Here is a 22284-nt window from a genome sequence, read left to right as displayed (position 1 = left end):
AAGTACCAATCTAAAGGATGGTTTTGAGCTATGAAAAAATTGATCAAATGGCTGGGGTTGGCGGCAGCCGGTCTGGCATTATTAACAACAGCGCCACGCGTGGTGCGGGCGGATACCTGGTCGCAACCGGTTGCCACGCTTGGCGCCTCGTTGACGGGCGATCAAAAAAGCGGCACGCTCAGCACGCTGCAAAATGCCGCGGGTGTTTCCAACGCCAGTCAACTGACGGTCAATGGCGCAACCCTAGTGAAATATCTCAATCCTTCGGGTAGCTCGTTCACCGAGAACTCTGGTGTCTGGTCCAGTGCATTGGTGCAGAAAACCAATAATGGCGGGATTAATGTCACCATTGTGCCGTATAACGGTACGAATAACATTACGACCATTACGGCTGATCAATATCGCAATGCCGCGTTAACGGCGGGCGTCAGCAACGCCAATCTGTACATCACCAGTGCCGTCAAAATCGACGGTTCCGGTGCGTTAGCCGGGGTCTACGCAGCATTTGCCCAAAACGGTGACAACCTCAACAATCAGCAAATCAACGCTGCCCAGCAGGAAGTTAACACGCTTAGTTCGATTACCCAAGCCAACAAAGACAAAGACGGCTATTCGGACAAGCAGCTCAATAATGCCGTTGCCGGTGCCAAGCAGCAAATGGCGACCCAAAGTAACAATGGCCAGCAAACTTTGTCCCAGAACCAAATCGGCAATATTGTGGACAGCCAGCTTAAGCAGAATAATTTAACGACCATCATCAACAATAACCAACGTCAATTGATTATTAACTTGCTGGTGAATGTGCAAAAAGCCGGTTCCTTAAAGAATACCGATTTCAAGGCACAGGCAAGCAAATTAGCCAATTCAATTCAAAATTCGGCAAAAGGGCTGTTTGATAAGCTCAATAAAAGCCTAAACACTGAAGAAAACCGGAATTTCCTGCAGAAAATCTGGGATGGCATCGTTAGTTTCTTTAACGGTATTGCCCAGTGGATTCGGAGTCAGTTTTAATAACCGCAACTTGGTAAGTTAGAAACGAGGTGGCCTCATGTTGCCTAATATCTTGGTCAGTGATCAAACTGGCCAAAGCAGTCACACGTTGACAGGCGCCATCACAATTGGTGCCATTGTCGCGGTGATCATTATCTTGTTCTTAGTAATTAAACTGTTAGGTGCGATTTTGCGCCATCCATTTATCAGCCTGGCACTCTTTGCACTGGGCGGTTTTGCCATTTTCAAATTTGCGTTAGTCGGCATCATCGGCATCGGTGTGCTGGCGGCAGTTGGCGCCGGTGCGTTGTGGATGAATACTGGTGACGGTGGGTGAAATAAAAGAGGACAAAGGAAGCTTAGGCTATAAGTTCCATGTCGTGCCAAACTCCGCAATCTCCGGCCATCTGAGCCTGGTGACCGCGAAGCTAGAGTGGTGGGCACGACTTAAAGCCTCTGCAAAAGCGGCAGAGTCTCTAAGCTCGGCCTTGTTGTAGGCGGGGCAAAAGGCGCCCCACCAACAACAATGTCACCACTGAGGCTCATCTGGCCTACGATTGCTCAGCATTGGCACTATAATCTTAAACACCGTAACTAATTATCCTTGGTGAAAAAACGGGCATACTTTCCACACTCGATTTTCAGTGCAGAAAGTATGCCCGTTTTTATATTGTATTTGTGAACGGTGTCTTAGCATCTGGACACGTTTGCCACAGACAATCACTTAAACCCGTGACGGCAAGTCAATTTCGGCTTTGGCCAAAACATGACCTTTCATCGCATGGCGGGCTTCATTCAACCAGAAGCCGGGTTGCAGTGGTAACTTGGTGTCTAAAGCAAAAATCATCAACGTATAATCATGATTCTTGTCTGGCGGCTGTGGCCCTACATAGCCCTGCTGGGTAAATGGATCAGTGTTACCAACCAAGTGCCCTGCAGAAGCATTTTTGCCTTCAACCATTGGAATCTGATCGCTGTGACTCGCGCCAACTGGGATCGACGTGACATTGGCAGGAATGTTTGCCGCATTCCAGTGAATCCACGGCAGTCCGCCGACTGGAACCGCGTCATAGTCGAGGAGCCAAAGTGCGAAACTGACAGTGCCTTCCGGAGCATCTTCAATGGTAAATGGAAAACTGGTGATCGGGTAGCCATTTTTGACGTCAGCACCAGTGGCATACTTGCCATAACGATCAGCCAGCATCCCATTGACAAGCGGAACGGATAGTTTCATTTGAATTTCCTCCCTTTTATCGCTACCTTTATGATAGTAGATTGAAATTACGAAAGCCAATTTCGGATTAAAAATATTTTTATTGCCACAAGCAGATCAAGCAGATCGAATTGAGCCATAACAAGGAGCTTTGAATAAACATGCAAAAAGATGTCCAGGCATTACTTGATGAAGTGAAAAGTCACTACGATCACCCGCTGGAAGTGGCGATTAACGGGGAAGCAAGCGGCGTGCTGACCCATGATCAAAGCCGTCAGCGCCTGAAAAAAGATGGTACGCTAGAGGTGGTTGTGACTGATACAACAAACGTGGCGTATACATTAAGTCACGAACTGCTGCACTTATTGTTCCAAATGAAAGGCTACCCGCAGTTGCAATTTCATCTGCTGAGCGGTGATCCGCAGGTGGATGATCAGCTTTATGCCACCAGTACAGCCTTGTATAACGCTGCAGTGCACATGCTGGTGGTGGCTTGGCAACGCGAACATGGCTTGCTGACAGACAAGGTGGTTGCGCAGGTGTTGGCAGGCTTCAAGCAGAATGTGCCAGCCGAAGCTGATGATCAGCTGGTGATTTACCGTATTCTGTCGTTGCTGGATCTTTTAGGCTTTTTGGACGGGCAGCTACCCGATGAGTTGGCAAGCGCCTATCCACAAGCGTTGCCGTATGCCCAAGAACTATTCAGCTTACTAGACGAACAGAAACTTGCCACACCATTTGGCCTGCGCCGGGCGATTGTGCACCTGTTTGAACGTTTCGATGACCAAATTGAGAAGTTAGGCTACCAGCCGACCAATGACCATGAATTTGCCACGGTGTCGCCGGTTTTGTCGAAGCGACAACTGCGGCTCACACTCGATCAGGTTTACCTCATCAAACACAGCAGCTACCGCGATCGGGACACGAAACAACCTGCCTATGTCGCAATGGGGCGCAGCGATGACCAAAATGCGTTTGTGCTGCCACTGCCTGAAAAAGAAACAACGCCAGAAGCTTTCCAACAGCTGTATCAACAGCCGCTAGACAGCGTTCTGACGAAGTATGGTCTCGATTTTACCATCCGTTAATGCCGGCCAAAATTAATGAAGAAGCCGTTAGTCACGGACTGAATACCAAGCATCACAACCTGGTAGAAGACGAAAAGGAAGAAAATGAGGACTAGGATCATAAACAAATAACTAAAAAAGTGCGACCACCGAAAGGACTTCATGGTATTAAGACCCCTTTCTACAATGTTTCTTATAAATAATATTACACCTTTTACGCCTAGGGTGACGAACTTGTTCCAAATCAGCCAGCGCGATAGTGACAGTTTGACTAATTGGTGACTGGCGGGCAAGCTAAACGTTTTGCCTGGTGTGAGGTGAATTTTTCGTTAAGAATGTTGCGCTGTTCAGCGTGTTAGGAGATGGAAACGATGTTTGATTTGCAAACCGCGATTGATCAAGCAAAACGGGTCACGTTTATGACCGGCGCAGGCGTTTCGACAGCTTCGGGAATTCCGGATTATCGATCAAAAGGCGGCTTATATGCCGACAAGGTTGACCCAGAGTATGCGTTATCGATTGATAATCTGCAGGCCCATCACGAGGACTTTCATAAATTTGTCGTCGAGAACATGTATTATCCCGATGCCAAGCCGAATGTCATTCATGAAAAAATGGCGGCGATTACCAATCAAAAAGGTACGATCGTCACGCAAAATGTTGACGGACTTGATCGTAAAGCCGGCGCCAAACATGTGGTGGAATTTCATGGCAATCTTTATCGGATTTATTGTCAAATCTGTCGCAAACAATTTGACTATCAAACGTATTTGAAAAGTGACGTACATGAAGCAGACGGCGGTATTTTACGGCCGGACATTGTCTTATACGGTGAACCGATTAATCCGGATACGGTAAGTGCGGCGATTAATGCCATTGCGCAGGCGGACTTGCTGATCGTTGTGGGAACAAGTTTTGTCGTGTATCCATTTGCCGGGTTAATTGGCTATGCACAACCGGATGCAACGATTGTGGCCGTGAACCGCGAACGGATTGCTTTGCCGGAAGGGGCACAGATGGTTCTGGGAGATGCGGTTGACGTTTTTGCCAAGTTGCACGTCTAGTCACGGACAATCATGACGAAAAGGGGATTTGACGGTGAGTAAAGGACGCTTGGAGGCATTTACCGATGCGGTCATCGCGATTATTTTAACGATCTTGGTGTTGGAATTAAATCCACCTCACAGTGGCTCACTGGCGTCGCTTTGGGCATTAAGAGGAAGGTTTGGGATTTATTTAGTTTCATTTCTGACGCTGATTGTTTATTGGAACAATCACCACCATTTGTTCCAGTTGGTGAATCGGATCGACTGGCGCGTGATGTGGGCGAATTCGTTTTTTATGCTGGCCATTTCGATGTTTCCGTTTGCCACCAGCTGGGTCGGTGAAGGGCATGTGGATGCATTCGGACCGGAGCTGATTTATGGTTTTGTTGTACTCATGTCGAATGTCAGTTACCTTCTTTTGGTCGTCACCCTGCGACATGTCAACGGCCCGACCTCGGCGTTGGTGAAGCTATACGGCCAGCAACATGACTGGAAAGCGGTCGGTTCGATTGTTATGGCGTTCATCGCGATGATTTTGGCTTTGCTTTGGCCGCCATTAACGATCATACTGGACTTGTTAATGTTATTGTTGTGGGCAATCCCAGACCAGCGTGTTGAGCGACATCTATTACGTGGTCCAAAAGAGTGAGTGAGCGTGAGCCAGCCCGGTTAGAAACCGGAGTGTAAGTGGCCTCGGGCGTGATGGCCCGGTCTTAGGCCATTGCGACCGAGGTCCTTACACGCAGGTTTCTGGGCTGGCGAACGCGTTATGATGAAAGGAGATTTTTAATATGGCAAGAACGATTGGTATCATTGGTATTGGCCATGTCGGTGTGACGACGGCATTCAATTTGGTCAGCAAAGGTATTGCAGATAAACTGGTGTTAATTGACCAGAAAGCCGAATTGGCTGAAGGCGAAAGTTATGACTTGAAGGATGCGTTAGGCGGGTTGCCGACGTATACCGACATTGTGGTCAATGATTACGATGCGTTGAAAGACGCTGATGTGGTGATTTCGGCAGTCGGAAATATCGGCGCGATTTCAAATGGTGATCGGATCGGCGAGACTAAAACGTCCAAGGCGGCGCTGGATGATGTTGCACCGAAGCTAAAGGCGTCCGGTTTCCATGGTGTCTTGTTGGATATTACGAATCCCTGCGATGCGGTGACCAGCTACTGGCAGTACTTGCTTGATTTGCCGAAGTCCCAGATTATCGGCACTGGCACATCGTTGGATACTTATCGGATGCGGCGCGCGGTTGCCGAGACGCTGCATGTGAATGTTGCGGATGTTCGTGGCTATAACATGGGCGAACACGGTGAGTCTCAGTTCACGGCGTGGTCAACGGTTCGGGTCAATAATGAACCGATCGCAGAGTACGCCAAAGTGGATTACGATCAGCTGGCTGATGCAGCGCGGGCTGGCGGTTGGAAGATTTACAATGCGAAGCACTACACCAGTTATGGCATTGCAACCATCGCAACCGAAATGGCCCAGGCGATCATCAGCGATGCCAAGCGGATTTTCCCATGCGCCAATTACGATCCCGAATTCGGCATTGCGATCGGCCATCCGGCAACCATCGGCAAGCTCGGTGTCGTCAACACACCGGAATTGAAATTGACCGATGACGAGCGGGCGAAGTACGTCCATTCGGCAGGCATCATCAAGGACACACTCGAAAAAATGAAATAATCAACTACGGTAGCAATACCGAAGTCTTTTAAAAGACGCCGACCCGGCGCCTTTTTGCTTCAACTGCCTTAAGCAGATCATTTTTGAAAAGGGGATGCACATGGTCAAGAAATATACATTGGTGACGGTTGAGACGCCCACTGGCTGGCTGTTGATTAACCGTACGAATCCGCCTTATCGCGGCATGTGGAATACGCTCGGTGGTAAGTTTTTGCCTGACGAGACGCCGGCTGTCGGTGCGGCGCGTGAATTGCAGGAAGAGAGCCACATTATCATCCCGGCGCACGAATTGCGCAGTGTGGGGCGCGTTTTTTGGCATGTCGATGGCGAACTTCGCGGTGAGCTCTATGCCTTTCTCGGGAAAACGTCCGATCGGCTTCAGATGCCGCAAGCTAATCGTGAAGGGATTCTGGCGACCTTTTCCAAGGAGTGGTTGCTGGCGGATAATCCGGGGTTGGTACCGGATTTGCAGCCGTTATTGCGATACGCTTTGAATGGTGAAAAGCACGATTATGCGTCGTATTTTACCGGCGATGTACTTCAGAAATTTCAGATTGCGGACGGTGAGCGCCATGATTAGCGTTGGTTTAACCAGTGTGGCCGACCATCCAAGCATTGCGGCAAATGGCAAGCGCAGTACTTTTGCGGACTATGCCCAGTATTTTCCGGTGATTGAGCTGGATACGACTTTCTATGGGTTGAAAACGGTGGAACAGATTCGGCGGTGGCAGGCGCAGGTGCCGGCGAGTTTCCAGTTTATTGTGAAAGCCAGTAAGCTCATGACCAAACACGAAGCCACACAGGATTTGGTGGCGGAATTTTCGCGGTTTAATGATATGGTGGCGCCTTTGGTTGCGACCCATCAGCTGCAGGCAGTGCTGTGCCAGTTCCCGCCTTATTTTGGCGTGACGGCGGAAAATGTCCGGTATCTGCAAAATCTCAATCAGTGGCTGCCGGATTTACCGGTTGCGGTTGAATTCCGGCATGCCAGCTGGTATCTGCCGGCCTATCGTGATGCCACGATCAGCCTGTTGCAGGCGGCAGGCGATATTCATGTCGTTGTGGATGAAGCTCAGACAACAAGCGGTTCCGTTCCGCTGGTGCCGATTGCCACGAATCCTGACTTAACGATTCTGCGCCTGCATGGCCGTAATCAGGCATGGGGCCAGAGCGGTGCCAAAACCACAGAACGGACGAATTATCGCTATAGCCAAGCAGAATTGCAACAGTTTGCCACCATTGTGCACCATCTCAAAAGTAAAAACGTCACCGTTATTTTCAACAATAATGGCGGACATGATGCTGCCGCGAATGCCCAAGCATTCATTGACATGTTGGGATTGGATTTTCCCGGATTGGCGCCACGACAATTGGATTTATTTTAGAATTTGTGTTGCCGCGCCGAATTCGGTCTGACAGTCTGGTACTGGTGTAGTACAATCACGGTAAACACATTGTTTTCACCAAAATGGTTCAGCAATTTTTAATCACTGAATCTGGCGTTTAATTGTTTCGAAAGGCGGATTGCTATGAAGATTACAGAAGGCTACATGCCGTTTCATGAGTACAAAACGTATTATCGGATTGTGGGTGAACCCAGCGCGGATAAGGCGCCACTGCTGTTAATTCATGGCGGGCCCGGGTCCTCGCATAATTATTTTGAACTCATGGACGATTACGCTGCGACCGGCCGACAACTGATTATGTATGATCAAGTTGGTTGCGGTAAGTCGTCGCTGCCAGAGGATCCGGCAGTTTACGTCAAAGAGACATGGGCTGAAGAACTCATCGCGTTGCGCAAATATTTACACTTGGACGAGATTCATATGCTGGGGCAGTCGTGGGGCGGCATGTTGGAGATGTATTATCTGACGAGCTTTGACCCGCAAGGCATTAAGAGTGTCATGATTGATGGGTCACCGGCTTCGATTAAGCTGTGGGTGCAGGAGCAGCATCGCCTGATCAAGTATCTGAGTTATGAAGACCGGGAAGCGATTGCCGAAGCTGAACGGACCGGGGATTTTAACAACGTCAAGTATCTGGCCGCCAATGACCGCTACATGGAGAAGTATTGCTGGGATGACCCTGACGAGAACTCGCCTGAGCCACTGCGCCGCCCAACCAATGGCAAGCGCGCCAGTCTGATTGCGGAAGGACCGAATGAGTTTACCGAAAACGGGACGATTAGCGATTTTGATGTCACCGATCAGCTTCACAAAATTCACGTTCCGGTCTTGGTCACCAGCGGCACGGATGATCTTTGCACACCGTTAATTGCAAAAACCGTGGTGGATCACATTCCGGGGGCAAAGTGGCATCTGTTTGCGAACAGCCGGCATTTGGCGCTGCTGGATCAACACGATGAGTTTATTGATGTGCTGGATCATTGGCTGGCGGCGAATGATTGATGGTGGTTGTGAGGCAGCCACTTATTCGCCATTTTTGAGCAAGTCTGCTCATACTCTGTTATACTGGAATCATTCTGAATTAAAGTACGGGAGGCACTTGCATGGCAAGCAAACCAACTTTTTATGTGACGACACCGATTTATTATCCATCTGGCAAACTACATATCGGCAATGCCTATACCACGATTGCGGCGGACGTTTTGGCGCGTTATAAGCGATTGATGGGTTATGATGTTTTCTTCCTCACTGGGACGGATGAACATGGCCTCAAGATTGAGCAAAAAGCCGATAAGCTGGGTGTGACACCGCAAGCTTATGTCGATGGCATGGCGGCGCAGATCAAACAGTTGTGGAAGACCCTTGAGATTACCAACGACAAATTTATTCGGACAACGGATAAAGCGCACGTTGAAGCGGTTCAGACCATTGTTGAACGGCTTATTAAGCAGGGTGACGTTTACCTTGGTGAATATACGGGCTGGTATTCGGTTGAAGACGAGGAATATTTCACCGAATCGCAATTGTCAGAAGTCTATCGGGATAAAGATGGCAATGTTGTCGGCGGGAAGGCACCATCCGGTCATGAGGTTCAGCTGGTTCATGAGCCGAGCTACTTCTTCAAAATGAGCAAATACACGGATCGCCTGTTGAAGTATTATGACGAGCATCCTGATTTTGTGCAGCCGGCTTCGCGTAAAACGGAAATGATCAACAACTTTATTAAGCCGGGGCTTGAAGATCTGGCGATGAGCCGTACCAGCTTCAACTGGGGCGTTCAGATTCCGTCTGATCCGAAGCACGTGGTTTACGTGTGGGTTGATGCCTTGCTGAACTATATCACGGCACTTGGCTACGGTAGCAACGACCACGCCTTGTTTGACAAGTATTGGCCGGCCAATGTGCAGCTGATCGGTAAGGAAATCGTTCGTTTCCACATCATCTACTGGCCAATTATTTTGATGGCCTTGGGTCTGCCATTGCCGAAGAAAATTTACGCCCATGGCTGGCTGGTCATGCGCGACGGGAAAATGAGCAAGTCAAAAGGCAATGCCGTTTATCCGGATATGATCGTGGAACGGTACGGTCTGGATGCTTTGCGGTATTACCTGATGCGGGCGATTCCGTTTGGCAATGATGGCCTGTTCACGCCGGAAGACTTCATTGATCGCATCAACTATGATCTGGCCAATGACCTCGGCAACTTGTTGAATCGCACCATTGCGATGATTAATAAATATGAAGACGGCATTTTGCCAACCTTCAAGCCGGATGTGACGCCATTCGACAAAGAGCTTGGCGATGTGGCCGAAGCGGCTTTGACCGAGTATCACAAGCTGATGGACGAGTTGCGCTTCTCGGATGCGTTGGATCAGGTGTGGAAGATCGTTTCCCGCGCCAATAAGTACATCGACGAAACCGAGCCATGGAAGTTGGCTAAGGATCCGGCCAAAAAGGATCAACTTGATGCCGTCATGGCACACCTAGCCGAAAGCTTGCGGTTGATTGCCTTATTGATTCAGCCGGTCATGACCCATGCGCCACTGCAGATTTTTGGCCAATTGGGCTTAGACCACGAAAACGATGACCATAAAATCGTCAAGTGGGGTGCATTGCCTGCAGGCGCCAAAGTGGTTGAACAAGGCACACCGATCTTCCCACGGCTTGATGCTGAAGAAGAAGTTGCCTATATCAAGAGCCAAATGACCCCAGGCACGGCTAAAGCAGCAGTCGATGAAAAGAGCCGCAAGTCGGAAATCGAGTTCAAACAATTCGATAAGAGTGAAATCCGAGTTGCAGAAATCCTCGACGTCGAACCGGTCAAGGGTGCCGACAAGTTGCTGAAATTCACCCTCGATGCCGGCGATAAGGGCACGCGCCAGATCCTGTCAGGCATTCGTGAATTCTACCCTGATTACGAGAAGTTGAAGGGCAAGAAAGTCATGGCGGTCGTGAACCTCAAGCCGCGGAAAATGAAAGGTGAGATTTCGGAGGGTATGTTGCTATCAGCCGAAAGCTTGGATGGTAAGAAAATTACCTTGCTGGAAGTTTCCGAGAATCTACAAAACGGCAGCTTGGTTGGTTAAACTAGATAAAGCAAAAAGGGCACGCGGCAATTTTTGTCGGTGTCCTTTTTGAATGTCTTAATATAATGTACTTCGCAAGCTGAAGGCAAACTGAGTGGCTGAATGAAACGCTTATCCAAAAGCTGTTTCGGCAGCCAGTTAAAATCTACCGGAATCGAACGGCTCCTAATTGTGATTCTTGGACGAACCATTATCCTCGCCAATATTAAAAAGTCGAACACTTGAAACGAACTACACTAAGTTCAAGTGTACCAAGATGGCGTTATCAAATGGAACCGCTTACGTTAAAGTAAAAATGTAAAAGTTAGGAAGTGATCATTTGGGCCCGAATCAGTCACAAAAAACTCTTACTCAAGAAATCATTCAATTAATCTTGTACAAGTCCACTATTCACTATCAAGACATTATGGACTTTACGCATAAATCTCGGAAGACAGTCGCTAAGTATCTCGATCAAGTTGAAAAAGAGGTGAAGCCATTAGGTGTCAGTCTTGTGCGTAAGCGCGGGTCAGGCATTCATTTCACGGGTGAAGTTGCTGCATTACAGTCTCGTTTCTCGGAATTACGTTCTAGTTCAGCAGCTTCCGAGGAAGAACGTCAGCTCGATATCATGGAGTATTTGATCCAGAATCGAACGCCCATCCTTCTCGCTGATCTGGCTGACAAGTTCTTTATTAGCCAGCGAACGCTCGATAGAGATCTCCACTCGCTCAAAGAGCACTATGGCCTAACAACTCAGACAACACCGGCTGGCATTATTCTAATGGCCAGCGAAGCGGAAGTGCGTCAATTGATGGCCAAAATATTACAGAAATATTGGGGGCAAGAAGCAAATCAGGATAAAGACGGCAGAGTCCAGCTAAGATTTAATGTTCCGGCGAGTCTTCGCCGATATGTTTCAGCAGATATTCTTGAACGGACTGAAGGTGTTCTAGCAGACTTCATCAATACACTAAAGGTTCAGGTCAATGAATATCAATACGAGTCACTTCTTATTCACACCACCATCGCTATGCAGCGCATTATCAATGGCGATTATGTTCCACACGATGCTTCTGCTCAGCTCAAGCTTTCCAATATTTCACCAGCGACTTTTAAGCTGATGAAGATGCTGGGCAATACTTTTCATTGTGAAGTTCCGATTGAAGAGCTTGAGTATCTCAACATTCATATCGCCGCAATTGAGGATGGTTACATCGATCTTCGTAAAAGCGGCGTCCAGGAACAAGGCATGCTCGGGTGGTTACGAACGAGCTTGACTAATTACGATGAGACCTTACTCGATAATCTTGTATTACATCTGCGGCCGGCCTTAACACGCGTGAAGAATGGGCTAAGTATCAAAAATCCGTATCTGAGCAAAATTAAAGTGAATTTCCCACGAGCGTTTGAAATGGCGGTTGATTTAACGCTAAAACTTGAGGCGAAGTTTCACGTTAACCTCAATGAAGATGAAACTTCATACATCGCCTTGCACTTCGAATCGTATCTTGAGCGACGTAAGCAGGATGTTCAGGATGTTAAAGTTGCCATTATTTGTAGTACCGGTTACGGAACCGCCGAATTATTACGGCAGCGTGTGCGAGATAAATTGCCGGATGTCCAGGTCGTTGCGACTTTATCGGTATCGGAACTTTTACGCCATCCAGTAGATGCCGACATTTATATTTCCACGATCCCACTTCGAATGAATCGGGTTCAAGTGATGCAAGTGAGCCCATTTTTAACGGAACATGAGCTTGATTTCTTGAAAAGAATGACCCAAAACATTCGCAAAGAAAAATATGCTCGCAATGCTTTCATGGCAATGCTACGGCCGGAAAACATTATCCCGAATGCATCTGTTAAAACGAAGCGAGATGCGATTATTGCAATTACTGAATTACTTGAAAAGAATGCCTATGTTGATGACAAGATGACGGACTCAGCACTAGAGCGCGAGAAGCTGGCATCGACAGTGCTAGGAGATTGTGCAATCCCACACGGTGATATTAGTCATGTGTTAAAACCAACGATTGGCATACTAACGTCGCGAGCAGGTATTCAATGGGATCAGGAAGTGGTCCACGCGGTTTTCTTTGTTGCATTGAATCAGACTGTCGAGGCGCGACTGGACGACATCTACAGTTATTTTTATGAATTGATTCAGGATCCTAAACGGATAAATGATTTAGTCGTTGCTGCTGATGAGGATGCAGTGCTTAGAAGCATTGACGTAGCTTCGATTTCGCGGAAGAAGGAAGACTAATGACAGACATTTTCGATAAACGTTACATTTTTTTAAACGAGAATTTGAAAAGCCAGGATGATGCATTCAGATTTATCGCGAATATTGCTGTAAACCTAGGCTTTGGAGACGACGAGGCGGCCATCCTCAAAGCGCTTAAAGATCGTGAAGCGCAGGCGTCTACCGGTTTGCAGGATGGTATCGCAATACCGCATGCAATCACAAGCCATATCACAAGGCCAGCTGTGCTCTTCATCCGATCACACTCACCAATCATGGACTGGGAGACGCTTGACGATGTACCGGTAAAACAAATTATCGTCATGTTAGTACCAAAAGGAGAAGAAGATGAGCACCTTCAGGTACTTGCAGACTTTGCCGGTGCTTTGGTGGACGACGACAAGCGTGAGGCACTTGGAACAAGCAAAACAGTTGATCAAGTTTATTCATTATTAACTGCAACTAATTAAAAAATACAAGGAGACGATATTATGGATTTTGTCGCAATTACATCATGCCCTGCTGGGGTCGCACATACACCAATGGCCGCAAAGGCACTGGAAAAAGCTGCTTCTGCGCTGGGTTTAGAAGCAAAGGTTGAGCAACAAGGCGCCATGGGTCTAAGAAACGAAATTACCGAAGAAGAAGCACAATCTTCCAAGTTCCTATTGATTGGATCAGATCAGAAGATCGAGAAAATGGATCGCTTCAAAGGAATTCCTGTAGTCCGTGTTGATATTAACGCCTGCATCAAGTCGCCTAAGGCAGTCATCCAGAAGGTCTATGCGGCGGTTGAAGCTCGCAATAAGAAATAGAGAAAAACTTATCAGGAGGTGAATGGTACGATGAGAAAATTATTTGAAGAGTGGAAAGGTTACCTCATGTCGGGGATTTCATACATGTTGCCAGTCGTTATCGGTGGCTCACTCGTTGTTGCCGTGCCGAAAATTATTGGTTTATGTTTTGGAATTACCAGTTTCGATGCCTACAAGTCAGGCTTCTTCTTTTATCTCGGACAGATAGAAAATGTTGGTTGGATTGGCGTCGGTTTAGTCAACTTGGTCCTAGCTGGATACATTGCGTATGCGATCGGCGATAAACCGGGTTTAGCTGCAGGTTTCATTGGTGGCTCACTTGCAACAAGCGGCAAAATGGGTTTCCTGGGTGCCTTGGTTGCAGGATTCCTTGCTGGTTATATTGCTAAATGGTGCACGAAGAAGATTCATGTTGGTGAGAAATATCAATCAATTCTGCCTTTAGTCATCATTCCTCTGCTGTCAACGATGGCTGTGGCGATTCTAATGGGGGTTGTGCTGCAAAACCCATTGACTTGGCTCAATACTTCCTTGGTTGAGTGGATTAAAGGCATGAGCACGAGTGGTGTTTCGGCGGTTGTCCTTGCACTCATCATGGGAGCAATGATTGGTTCTGACTTGGGTGGGCCCATCAATAAAGCTGCCTGGATGGCCGGAAACGTTTTGTTGACTGAAAAGCTTTATACACCTGCGCTAATTGCTAATACAGCGATTGCCGGGATTCCGTTGGGTTACGCACTGGCAACATTGTTGTTTAAGAAGCGTTTCTCGGATGAATTACTGGATGCAGGACGCAGTAACTGGTTTATGGGCTTTATTGGTATTACTGAAGGCGCTATTCCGTTCACCTTGATCAGTCCACTAAAGCTGGTGCCAATTAATATGATCGCCGGTGCTTGTGGATCAGCGACAACGATTCTACTTGGCGCCCAAGCCAATATTCCACCCGTTGGCGGTGTTTATGGTTTCGTGACCATTACGAACGGCTGGGCTTATCTCATTGGGCTTGCAGTATGCGCACTGATTATTGGAGTTCTGGCTCCACTAGCGGTTAACTTCAATTCAACTTACAAAGAAGACGATTCTGATGCCGCTAAAGATGATATCGATATTAGTTTTGAAGCTTAGCGATTTTTGTTAAGCGCTGGTTGGCCGCACACTGGGTTTTAGTAACCGGCGTGCGGCCTTGCTACTGCATTGATAAGTGCTTTAACGATCACTAATGCTTTAGCTTGAGCAGTTTTTGGCAGTGTCAGATTGGTGATATCAGATTGGTGATAAGAGAAGGGAAGATTTAAAATATGGCAACAGCACATTTTGTGAATCATACGCACTGGGATAGAGAATGGTATTTTACATCAGAAGACGCACAGGTTTTAAGCGATCAGCTTTTTGCAAATGTTCTTGACGAACTTGAGTCACATCCAGAGGCTAATTTTACGCTTGATGGTCAAACCTCAATTGTAGATGAATACATTGCTTTTCATCCCGAAGATTTGGCACGCGTACGTGCGTTAATGGCAAGGCACCAGCTCTTCATTGGTCCTTGGTACACGCAGACGGATGCAAACTTACCAGATGCTGAATCTATTATCCGTAACCTGGTTATCGGGATTAATGACACAAAACGCCAGTACGGCGATCCGATGATGGTGGGCTATCTACCTGATACTTTTGGTTTCAACGCCCAATTGCCAATGTTGTTAAACCAAGTCGGGATTCAAGACTTCATTTGCTGGCGAGGAATAAACTTCAAGCGCCAACAGCCATCTGTTTACTTTAAGTGGCATGGACTTGGCAATTCGCAAGTTTATGCAGCAAACTTTCCTCTCGGCTATTACACTGGTCAAATCACGGTGGACTCGAAGCGCGATATGGCTAACTTTGTTAAGAACAGGCTTGATACCGGGATTGATTTCGAAGCTGAACATGGGGACAATGACACCGTACTTCTTCCTTCTGGAATTGATCAGATGAACATTATTCATTCTGTTTCAGAGACACTAAAAGAAGTGAATAAATATAGTCATAACAAGGTCATGCTCAGTGATTATCCGACTTTTATGAACACACTGCGCAACAAAGACCTACCGGATTACAAGGGTGAATTACGGCTGCCTACGTATGCTCGGGTGCACCGAACCATTGGATCTGTGCGTTCGCGAATCAAGCGGCAAAACTTTGAGCTTGAACAGGCAATTCTTAAGCGGGTAGAACCGCTGATGGTTATTGGAAGTCAATGCGGTGTCCAAGTATCAAACGGACTGGTTTTGAAATTATGGAAGAAGCTCCTTGAATGCCAGCCCCACGATACACTGGGCGGAAGTGTTTCCGACAATGTTGCTGAAGATATTGATCACCGTTTTAAAGAAGGCTTCGAGCTTGCTGACGGTATCGAAAACTACATCAAGAAAAGAATTGCGCAGCGACTGAAATTGAATTCCGAACAAGCATTGGTCTTCAATACCGAAACTCGTCCGTTTGCCGGATACAAGGATATTAAACTAGTGGTGCAAAGTAAGAATATTGAATTTCCTCCAAAGTACAAGGCGTCGATTATTCAAGCCAAAAAGATTGAAAAACGCGAAAATATTATGCAGATGACCTCTAAAGGCTTTGAATTCAAGGATGAGCCGGCTTATTACCTCGTGACAGTCCGACTTTACGTTGAGTTTGATGGTCTGGGATATCAGGTTGTGTCCTTCAAAGAGAACGCAAATCAGACATTACCCGAACTGACGTTGACGACTGGCAACACAATTCAAAATGATCACTGGAGCGTGCACTACAACGGCCATGGCTTTGACGCTAAAGCCGGCTCAGTTGCTTACAATGACGTGATTCGGGTTCTTGATTCCGGTAACGATGGCGATACTTATGATTATTCACCACTTCGCGGAGACACTGAGATCTCATTACCACTTGAGGGTGAGGTGAGGGTTGCTCAAGTAGGCGATACACAAAGCTTAGTACTTAGCGGTGTTTGGCAGCTGGCGGCAGATTTGAAGAATCGAGTGGCAGATGCGCCGGATCTTAAAGATGTGCCTTACACCTTGACGTTAAGTCTCAAAGGTGACAATCAGGTGCTAGACGGTCAGCTAAGGGTTAATAATACAGTTTTGGCTCACCGTTTACGTTTACAGATTGCGACTGGTATTATGAGTGACGCGACACTTTCGCAGATACAGGGTGGTTTTCATAATACCATCAATCACCAAATTGACGATGACTGGGAAGACGAGTTTGTTGAGAAACCTGTCAATATCTATCTCTTTGATAAAATTGTCGGTGTGCATGATGAAACGCATGGCGTTTTCTTCCTTGGACGTGGACAAAAGGAATATGAACGAGTTGGAAGTAATCTCGACATCACACTGATGGCGACAACCGGCCAATTGGGTAAGCCAAATCTATTGTGGCGCCCGGGTCGCGCCAGCGGTGATACAACCAGTCTTGGTCACCAAATGACGCCGACTCCAATGGCAGAAGAACTAGGTACAAATTGTTTCAAATTTGGGTTGCTTGCCACCACAGGAAATATTTCTGAAAATGGGCTGGCAATGATTGCGGATCGCTGGCTTGCGCCGTCTGTAGGTTATCAAATGCAGAACTTGAACCTTTTCGTCAATCGATTGGATAATAAGATATGGGAGGTCGAATTCTCAGACGACCTTCCAAAACTAAATACCCGCGAGTCCATCCTGACGCTCGATCCTGCTGTTAGTGTGACAGCAATCTACCGTGCGTATACGATTAAGGATGCGACCATTGTGCGCCTCGCCAACGAGTCAGCTGATCCGGTAGATGTTTCGGTGCTCCTCGACAAAGGCTATCAACTTGCCAATGCTTTGGAAATTGTTGAACCAACTAGTGATCGCTTGGAGATCCCGGCCTACGATATGATAACGTTAATCAGAAAGGACAAATCATGACAGCTTATGGGAGTATCGAAGCTGGTGGCACCAAATTCGTTTTGGCCGTCGCGGATGAAAAGTTGCGGATAGTCAAACGTAAACAAATTAAGACGAGTACACCGCCTGAAACACTGCAAGACTGTATTGACTTTTTTACGGAGTATCCAGTTGACGCCCTGGGGATAGGAAGTTTTGGGCCCGCGGATATTATTGTTGGTTCGCCGAGATACGGTCACATTCTTAATACTCCTAAACCAGGCTGGACAAATACCGATATTGTTGGCGCGATTGAAAATGCGCATCATGTGCCAGTTTTCTTCACGACTGATGTGAATGCATCTGCTTATGGGGAATACATGTCTTGGCAGAACGAAGGAATCAAATCCTTAGTCTACTTTACTATTGGCACCGGTATTGGTGGTGGTGCGATTCAGAATGGGCATTTCATTGGCGGAATGGCACATCTTGAAATGGGGCATACGGCTGTCCGAGCGTTTCCTGGTGATGATTTTGAGGGTGTTTGCCCCTATCACGGTAATCGGTGCTTTGAGGGAATGGCGTCTGGTCCTGCAATCGCTGCACGGACTGGAATTCCTGGTGAACAACTCGACCGTAGTAACCCGGTTTTTCGGCTTATTTCCTATTACGTTGCACAACTTACCTTTGATGCCTATCTTAATCTAGCGCCAGCTAAAATTGTCATCGGTGGGTCGGTCGTTTCTGAGACTGAGTTACCGCAGATTTATGAGGATTTTAATGGTCTGAACGCCGGTTATGTTAATACTCCCGCCTTATCGGATTTGATCGTACTTTCTCGCGTGCCGAATAATGGTTCGGCCACGATGGGAGATTTTGCCTTAGCTAAGCAAATGCTTGCGAGTGCCCACGCACTGAAATGATATTGGCAAGATGGTTGCTTGCTTAGGAGTGCAGTAACACTCCTAATAGTCATAAAGAGCCGCTTGATTGTAGTTGGTTTGGTCAACTTGACCGGGTCAACTACAACAAAGCGACTCTTTTTAGGTGGTAGAAAAAGTACCGCTAGATGTAAATCGCTAATCCGCTACCGCTGTCGTGGTAGCGGCAACCTTTTTCCGGGCCGCTTTGATGCGGTCTTCCGTGTAATACTGTGCCTGGGCGTTGAATAGTTCCCGATAAATACCCGGATGCGCCATGAGGCTGGTGTGGGTGCCGTCTTGGACGATTTGACCGTGATCAAGGACCACGATGCGTTGTGAAAAGCGGGTGGAGCTCATCCGGTGTGAGACATAAATGGCGGTTTTGCCTTCGATGAGCTCGTCAAAACGCTGATAGATTTCATACTCGGAAATCGGATCGAGTGCTGCCGTAGGTTCATCTAGAATCATGATCGGCGCATCTTTGTACCAAGCACGGGCGATGGCAATTTTCTGCGCTTCGCCGCCGGAAACGGTCACACCATCATCGCTTAAGGCTGTGGTGATCGGCGTGTCGATCGTTTTCGGCATCCGCTTGACGCGATCGGCGACATCCGCAACCTTCAAGGCTTCCCAAACGCGTGCCCGATCTGGGTCAGTCGTGGCGGCCACATTTTCCGCGATGCTGTAAGCAAAAAGGCGGAAGTCCTGGAAAACGACACCTAACAGACTGCGATATTCGTCTTCATCGTATTTCTGGATGTCAATGTCGTTTAACGTGATGGTGCCTTCGGTGGGTTTAAACAGGCGCACGAGCAGTTTGATCAACGTCGTCTTGCCGCTGCCGTTGCGGCCGACCAATGCGAGCCGTTCACCGATGTTCAGCGTTAGGCTGACATGACGCAAGGCCCACTGGTCGCTGCCGGGATACTTGAAACTAACATCGTGAAACTGGATGGCAAATTCGTTGTCGTTGCGCTTTTCAACCGGAAGTGTGCCTGATTTATCGTGATCCGGCAAGGCGAGAAAGTCAGCGTAAAATTGAAGGTAATCGACCATGTTGATGTACATGCCGACTTGTTGTAGAAATTGATAGGCAGCGGTCATCAGTTGCTGAAAGTACCCAACGGCGATCATCACGCTGCCAATGGCGATGACACCCATCAACGCTTTGACGCCAACCAGGATGTACAAGCCAATGACCGACAACGCAATGGCTAGGTTAGGCCAGTGACCGAACTTGGCCATTTGCCAATAACCGTGGCTGAGTTGGCCAAAGAATTCGTTGTTGTCATTGCGTTCATTGTTCATGACTAAGTGGCTTGCTTGATAAAGGCGAATCACTTCATGATTATCCATATTTTCCGTGAAGTGGTAAAAGTACGTAAATCGGCGATTGCTTGGGATAATTTTTCTGATCAGTTCTTGTTGAATCTGATTACTGTGGTGAATACTCCAGCTGCCAACGACAATTGGGAAGATTAGTAGCGCCAAAATTAACAGTGGATAGCGAAAGTCATTCAGCCATGTTGTTGCGTGGTTAGTTGCCCGTGCCAGACTGATCAAAGTGGCAATACCGAAGCCAATCGCAATGATTAGCGAAAAGAAATCTTGCATGCCCTCTTTCATGAGCGAGGTCATGCCGCCATTAAAACTTTGCCCAGCTTGAGCGCCGGCATACTGTTTACGCATATCTGGATCCTGAAGGGTGGTATAACTCACCGTCAACAATTTCTCGGTTGTTGCGCGGGTGAGCCGCCTGTTTACGCCGCTTTCATGATCTTCGGCTAATTTAGCAAACCATTGGCTCGATAATTGAAGCAGGTAGCGAATGGCTAGGAACAAGCCGACAAGAAGCACCATCCGCCGGAACGTTGCGCGTTGCTGTAATTGATTAAGCACCAAACCGAGGAAAGCAATGTTGAGGTAAGGGATGCCGACAGTTGTCAATGCGCGGAGAAATTCGACCGGGATCGCAAGCGAATCGAGACTTTGAATCACGCGCACCACCCGCAAGGCCCGATGAACAGTTTGTTTTGACATGGTTTTTTCTGAATCTTTAGAAGTTGTCATTGACTACGACCTCCTTTGCATCCGGTTGATAGTACTTACTTTGGATTTGATACATTTGGGCATAACGGCCGCCCTTTGCCATGAGCTGCTCATGAGTCCCAGATTCGAGTACCTGGCCATGATCCATAAACAGGATGCTGTCACAAAAGCGGGTTGATGCTAGTCGATGGGAGATGAACAGAGAAGTTTTACCGGCCGCTAGTTGCGCATAGTCTTGGTAAATCTCATTTTCGGCAATTGCATCCAGTGCGGCGGTTGGTTCGTCCAAAATCAGGACGGGCGCATCTTTATACAGTGCCCTTGCCAGCATGAGCTTTTGCGCCTGGCCGCCGGATAATTCAACCCCGTCATCTCTGGTGTAACGGGTCATCGGCGTGGCAGTTGTTTGCGGCAACGTTTTGACGAAGGTTCCCAAGCCAGCCTCAGTTAATGCGGTTGTGACGCGGTTTAAATCGGGATGCTCGGTCATTGCGACGTTGTTGGCTAAACTCTGGGCAAGAATAATGGTTTCCTGAAAGACAGGGGCGAATAAAGCAAAACGTTCTGCTAGCGGTAGAAGGTTAGCGTTTAGCCCGTTGATGGTGATGGTGCCGCTTGTCGGATGCAACAAGCCCATCATGAGGCGGGCGAGCGTTGATTTGCCTGCGCCGTTAATGCCGACGATCGCCAATTTCTGTCCGGCCTGCAATGTGAAGCTGACGTCTTTAAGACTGGCACTTTTGGCTCCCGGATATTGATAAGTCACATGTGAAAAGGTGATGGTGACAGGACGTTTTGCTAACAGCTTCTGCTCCGTTTCCGTGAGTGTGCGGGTTGGCGTTTGCGGTTGAAGGTTCATAAACTCGCGGACTTCCTGCAAGTCGAGACTGGCATTTTGCAACTTGCCGAAGTCGTCTAAAAGTTGATCCAATAAGGTGATGAAACTATTGGTCATCCCAAACATTAAAGTGAACTGGGCGATGGAAAGACTGCCGCGCATGATTGCCACAATCAAGGTGCCGTAGACAATGGCATCGCGTAACAAGCCGGCAAGTTGACCGATTTGTTCTCCTAGAAAACGACGCAGCGAGTTACGGCGCTGCCAGGCATCTTGCAACTGAATCAAGCGGTCAAGGTGGTGATGGTACCAGTTCGCCATGCCGAACATGCGAATATCTTTGCCATTTTCCAAAGCGTAGGCGTTGCGCGTAATGTAATCTTGCTGGCGTCCTAGCTTGTTCCACTTGACATTGTTTTGTTGATACCAGTGGCGGTACCAACTCATGCCGGCATAACTGATGGCGGCACTGACCAGGACCAGTGCAAAGACCCACGGAACGGCAAATGACAACGTCGCTAGGAACACGATCAGCGTTGTGAGGTCTACTAGTGTTCCACGGCCATACAGATAGATAGCTTCGGCGCCGGCATATGTGTTGCTCAGCCCTTTTTCGAATGCGGTGTGGGCTAGCCCTTGGAGTTTGCCGCTGCTGATCTGGTCGTAGTCAAGATCCCATTGCTTTTGATGAAAATCCATTTCGATAACACCGCGCAATACGGAACTTGCGACGCTGTCATGGGTCAGCAACAGGTACTCGATTTCACTGGTCAGAGCGAGTCCCAATCCGGTTAATGTTGCCAGCCAAGCAAATTGGCCTAATGTCGCGTGTCCGGTAATTGCTCCGACCAGCAGCGCCGGCGTAAAAACGCCCAGCAAAGCGGCCGCAGCCTTATCAATGGCCAGACCGCTTGCTGTCCAGGCTAAGGAAGGCTTGTCTTTACGCAGATACTTGATGTACCAGCGCAGGTTGTTCCATAAGCTATATTTTTTCATCCCACTCACCTCGTTGATCTTAACCTACCAAAAAACCGACG

General features: G+C 47.9%; 19 protein-coding genes. 16 read left to right on the top strand and 3 right to left on the bottom strand.

Going from position 1 to position 22284, the window contains the following annotated elements; all coding sequences use genetic code 11:
* Positions 1–30 precede the first annotated feature (30 nt).
* Positions 31–1011 carry a DUF1002 domain-containing protein gene (locus LACSTY_RS12705; RefSeq protein WP_087912887.1) on the top strand — a complete coding sequence of 327 codons (981 nt, stop codon included), beginning with the start codon at positions 31–33 and terminating at the stop codon, positions 1009–1011.
* Positions 1012–1048: 37 nt separating this feature from the next.
* Entirely contained in the window at positions 1049–1327 is a 279-nt protein-coding gene (locus LACSTY_RS12700) for a hypothetical protein (RefSeq protein WP_049172801.1), read from the top strand.
* A gap of 387 nt (positions 1328–1714) precedes the next feature.
* Here the strand turns inward: LACSTY_RS12700 and LACSTY_RS12695 are convergent, their stop codons facing one another.
* The gene (locus LACSTY_RS12695) at positions 1715–2224 is read right to left on the bottom strand and encodes a YbhB/YbcL family Raf kinase inhibitor-like protein (RefSeq protein WP_010490934.1); all 510 of its coding nucleotides are present in this window, start codon (positions 2222–2224) and stop codon (positions 1715–1717) included.
* 140 nt (positions 2225–2364) lie between these two features.
* Here LACSTY_RS12695 and LACSTY_RS12690 point away from each other — a divergent pair, with 140 nt between their 5' ends.
* The 14 genes from LACSTY_RS12690 (at position 2365) to LACSTY_RS12625 (ending at position 18360) form a co-directional block, all read left to right on the top strand.
* The gene (locus LACSTY_RS12690; protein ID WP_087912886.1) at positions 2365–3291 is read left to right on the top strand and encodes a hypothetical protein; all 927 of its coding nucleotides are present in this window, start codon (positions 2365–2367) and stop codon (positions 3289–3291) included.
* A 350-nt stretch (positions 3292–3641) separates the two neighbouring features.
* Complete coding sequence (locus LACSTY_RS12685; protein ID WP_049172900.1) at positions 3642–4334, top strand: NAD-dependent protein deacylase; 693 nt, start codon at positions 3642–3644, stop codon at positions 4332–4334.
* A 34-nt stretch (positions 4335–4368) separates the two neighbouring features.
* Positions 4369–4965 carry a TMEM175 family protein gene (locus tag LACSTY_RS12680; RefSeq protein ID WP_087912885.1) on the top strand — a complete coding sequence of 199 codons (597 nt, stop codon included), beginning with the start codon at positions 4369–4371 and terminating at the stop codon, positions 4963–4965.
* Between the two features lie 142 nt (positions 4966–5107).
* Positions 5108–6013 carry a lactate/malate family dehydrogenase gene (locus tag LACSTY_RS12675; RefSeq protein WP_087912884.1) on the top strand — a complete coding sequence of 302 codons (906 nt, stop codon included), beginning with the start codon at positions 5108–5110 and terminating at the stop codon, positions 6011–6013.
* Between the two features lie 100 nt (positions 6014–6113).
* Positions 6114–6593, top strand: coding sequence for an NUDIX hydrolase (locus tag LACSTY_RS12670; RefSeq protein ID WP_087912883.1), 480 nt, complete (start codon positions 6114–6116; stop codon positions 6591–6593).
* A complete protein-coding gene (locus tag LACSTY_RS12665) occupies positions 6586–7398 on the top strand; it encodes a DUF72 domain-containing protein (protein WP_087912882.1) in 813 nt (270 codons plus the stop codon). The genes LACSTY_RS12670 and LACSTY_RS12665 overlap by 8 nt, the downstream gene beginning before the upstream one ends.
* 144 nt (positions 7399–7542) lie before the next feature.
* Positions 7543–8421, top strand: coding sequence for a proline iminopeptidase (gene pepI, locus LACSTY_RS12660; RefSeq protein ID WP_087912881.1), 879 nt, complete (start codon positions 7543–7545; stop codon positions 8419–8421).
* Positions 8422–8522: 101 nt separating this feature from the next.
* Complete coding sequence (gene metG / locus LACSTY_RS12655) at positions 8523–10505, top strand: methionine--tRNA ligase (protein WP_087912880.1); 1983 nt, start codon at positions 8523–8525, stop codon at positions 10503–10505.
* Between the two features lie 319 nt (positions 10506–10824).
* Positions 10825–12753, top strand: coding sequence for a BglG family transcription antiterminator (locus tag LACSTY_RS12650; protein ID WP_087912879.1), 1929 nt, complete (start codon positions 10825–10827; stop codon positions 12751–12753).
* Positions 12753–13202: a PTS sugar transporter subunit IIA gene (locus LACSTY_RS12645; RefSeq protein ID WP_087912878.1), complete on the top strand. Its 450-nt coding sequence runs from the start codon at positions 12753–12755 to the stop codon at positions 13200–13202. The genes LACSTY_RS12650 and LACSTY_RS12645 overlap by 1 nt, the downstream gene beginning before the upstream one ends.
* Positions 13203–13223: 21 nt before the next feature.
* Positions 13224–13547, top strand: a complete 324-nt coding sequence (locus tag LACSTY_RS12640) for a PTS fructose transporter subunit IIB (protein ID WP_047107104.1) — start codon at positions 13224–13226, stop codon at positions 13545–13547.
* A 30-nt stretch (positions 13548–13577) separates the two neighbouring features.
* Positions 13578–14675, top strand: a complete 1098-nt coding sequence (locus LACSTY_RS12635; protein WP_087912877.1) for a PTS fructose transporter subunit IIC — start codon at positions 13578–13580, stop codon at positions 14673–14675.
* A 173-nt stretch (positions 14676–14848) separates the two neighbouring features.
* The gene (locus tag LACSTY_RS12630; protein ID WP_087912876.1) at positions 14849–17479 is read left to right on the top strand and encodes a glycoside hydrolase family 38 N-terminal domain-containing protein; all 2631 of its coding nucleotides are present in this window, start codon (positions 14849–14851) and stop codon (positions 17477–17479) included.
* A complete protein-coding gene (locus tag LACSTY_RS12625; protein WP_087912875.1) occupies positions 17476–18360 on the top strand; it encodes an ROK family protein in 885 nt (294 codons plus the stop codon). The genes LACSTY_RS12630 and LACSTY_RS12625 overlap by 4 nt, the downstream gene beginning before the upstream one ends.
* Before the next feature lie 156 nt (positions 18361–18516).
* Here LACSTY_RS12625 and LACSTY_RS12620 read toward each other — a convergent pair whose 3' ends face one another.
* The gene (locus tag LACSTY_RS12620) at positions 18517–20430 is read right to left on the bottom strand and encodes an ABC transporter ATP-binding protein (RefSeq protein ID WP_087912874.1); all 1914 of its coding nucleotides are present in this window, start codon (positions 20428–20430) and stop codon (positions 18517–18519) included.
* The gene (locus tag LACSTY_RS12615; protein ID WP_087912873.1) at positions 20417–22243 is read right to left on the bottom strand and encodes an ABC transporter ATP-binding protein; all 1827 of its coding nucleotides are present in this window, start codon (positions 22241–22243) and stop codon (positions 20417–20419) included. Before LACSTY_RS12615 ends, LACSTY_RS12620 begins: the two co-directional genes overlap by 14 nt.
* Positions 22244–22284: the final 41 nt, after the last annotated feature.

The organism is Lacticaseibacillus styriensis (assembly GCF_030770295.1).
GTDB lineage: Bacteria > Bacillota > Bacilli > Lactobacillales > Lactobacillaceae > Lacticaseibacillus > Lacticaseibacillus casei.
The sequence above is the reverse complement of the archived record's forward strand: the minus strand, read 5'-3'. Positions and strand labels throughout refer to the sequence as shown.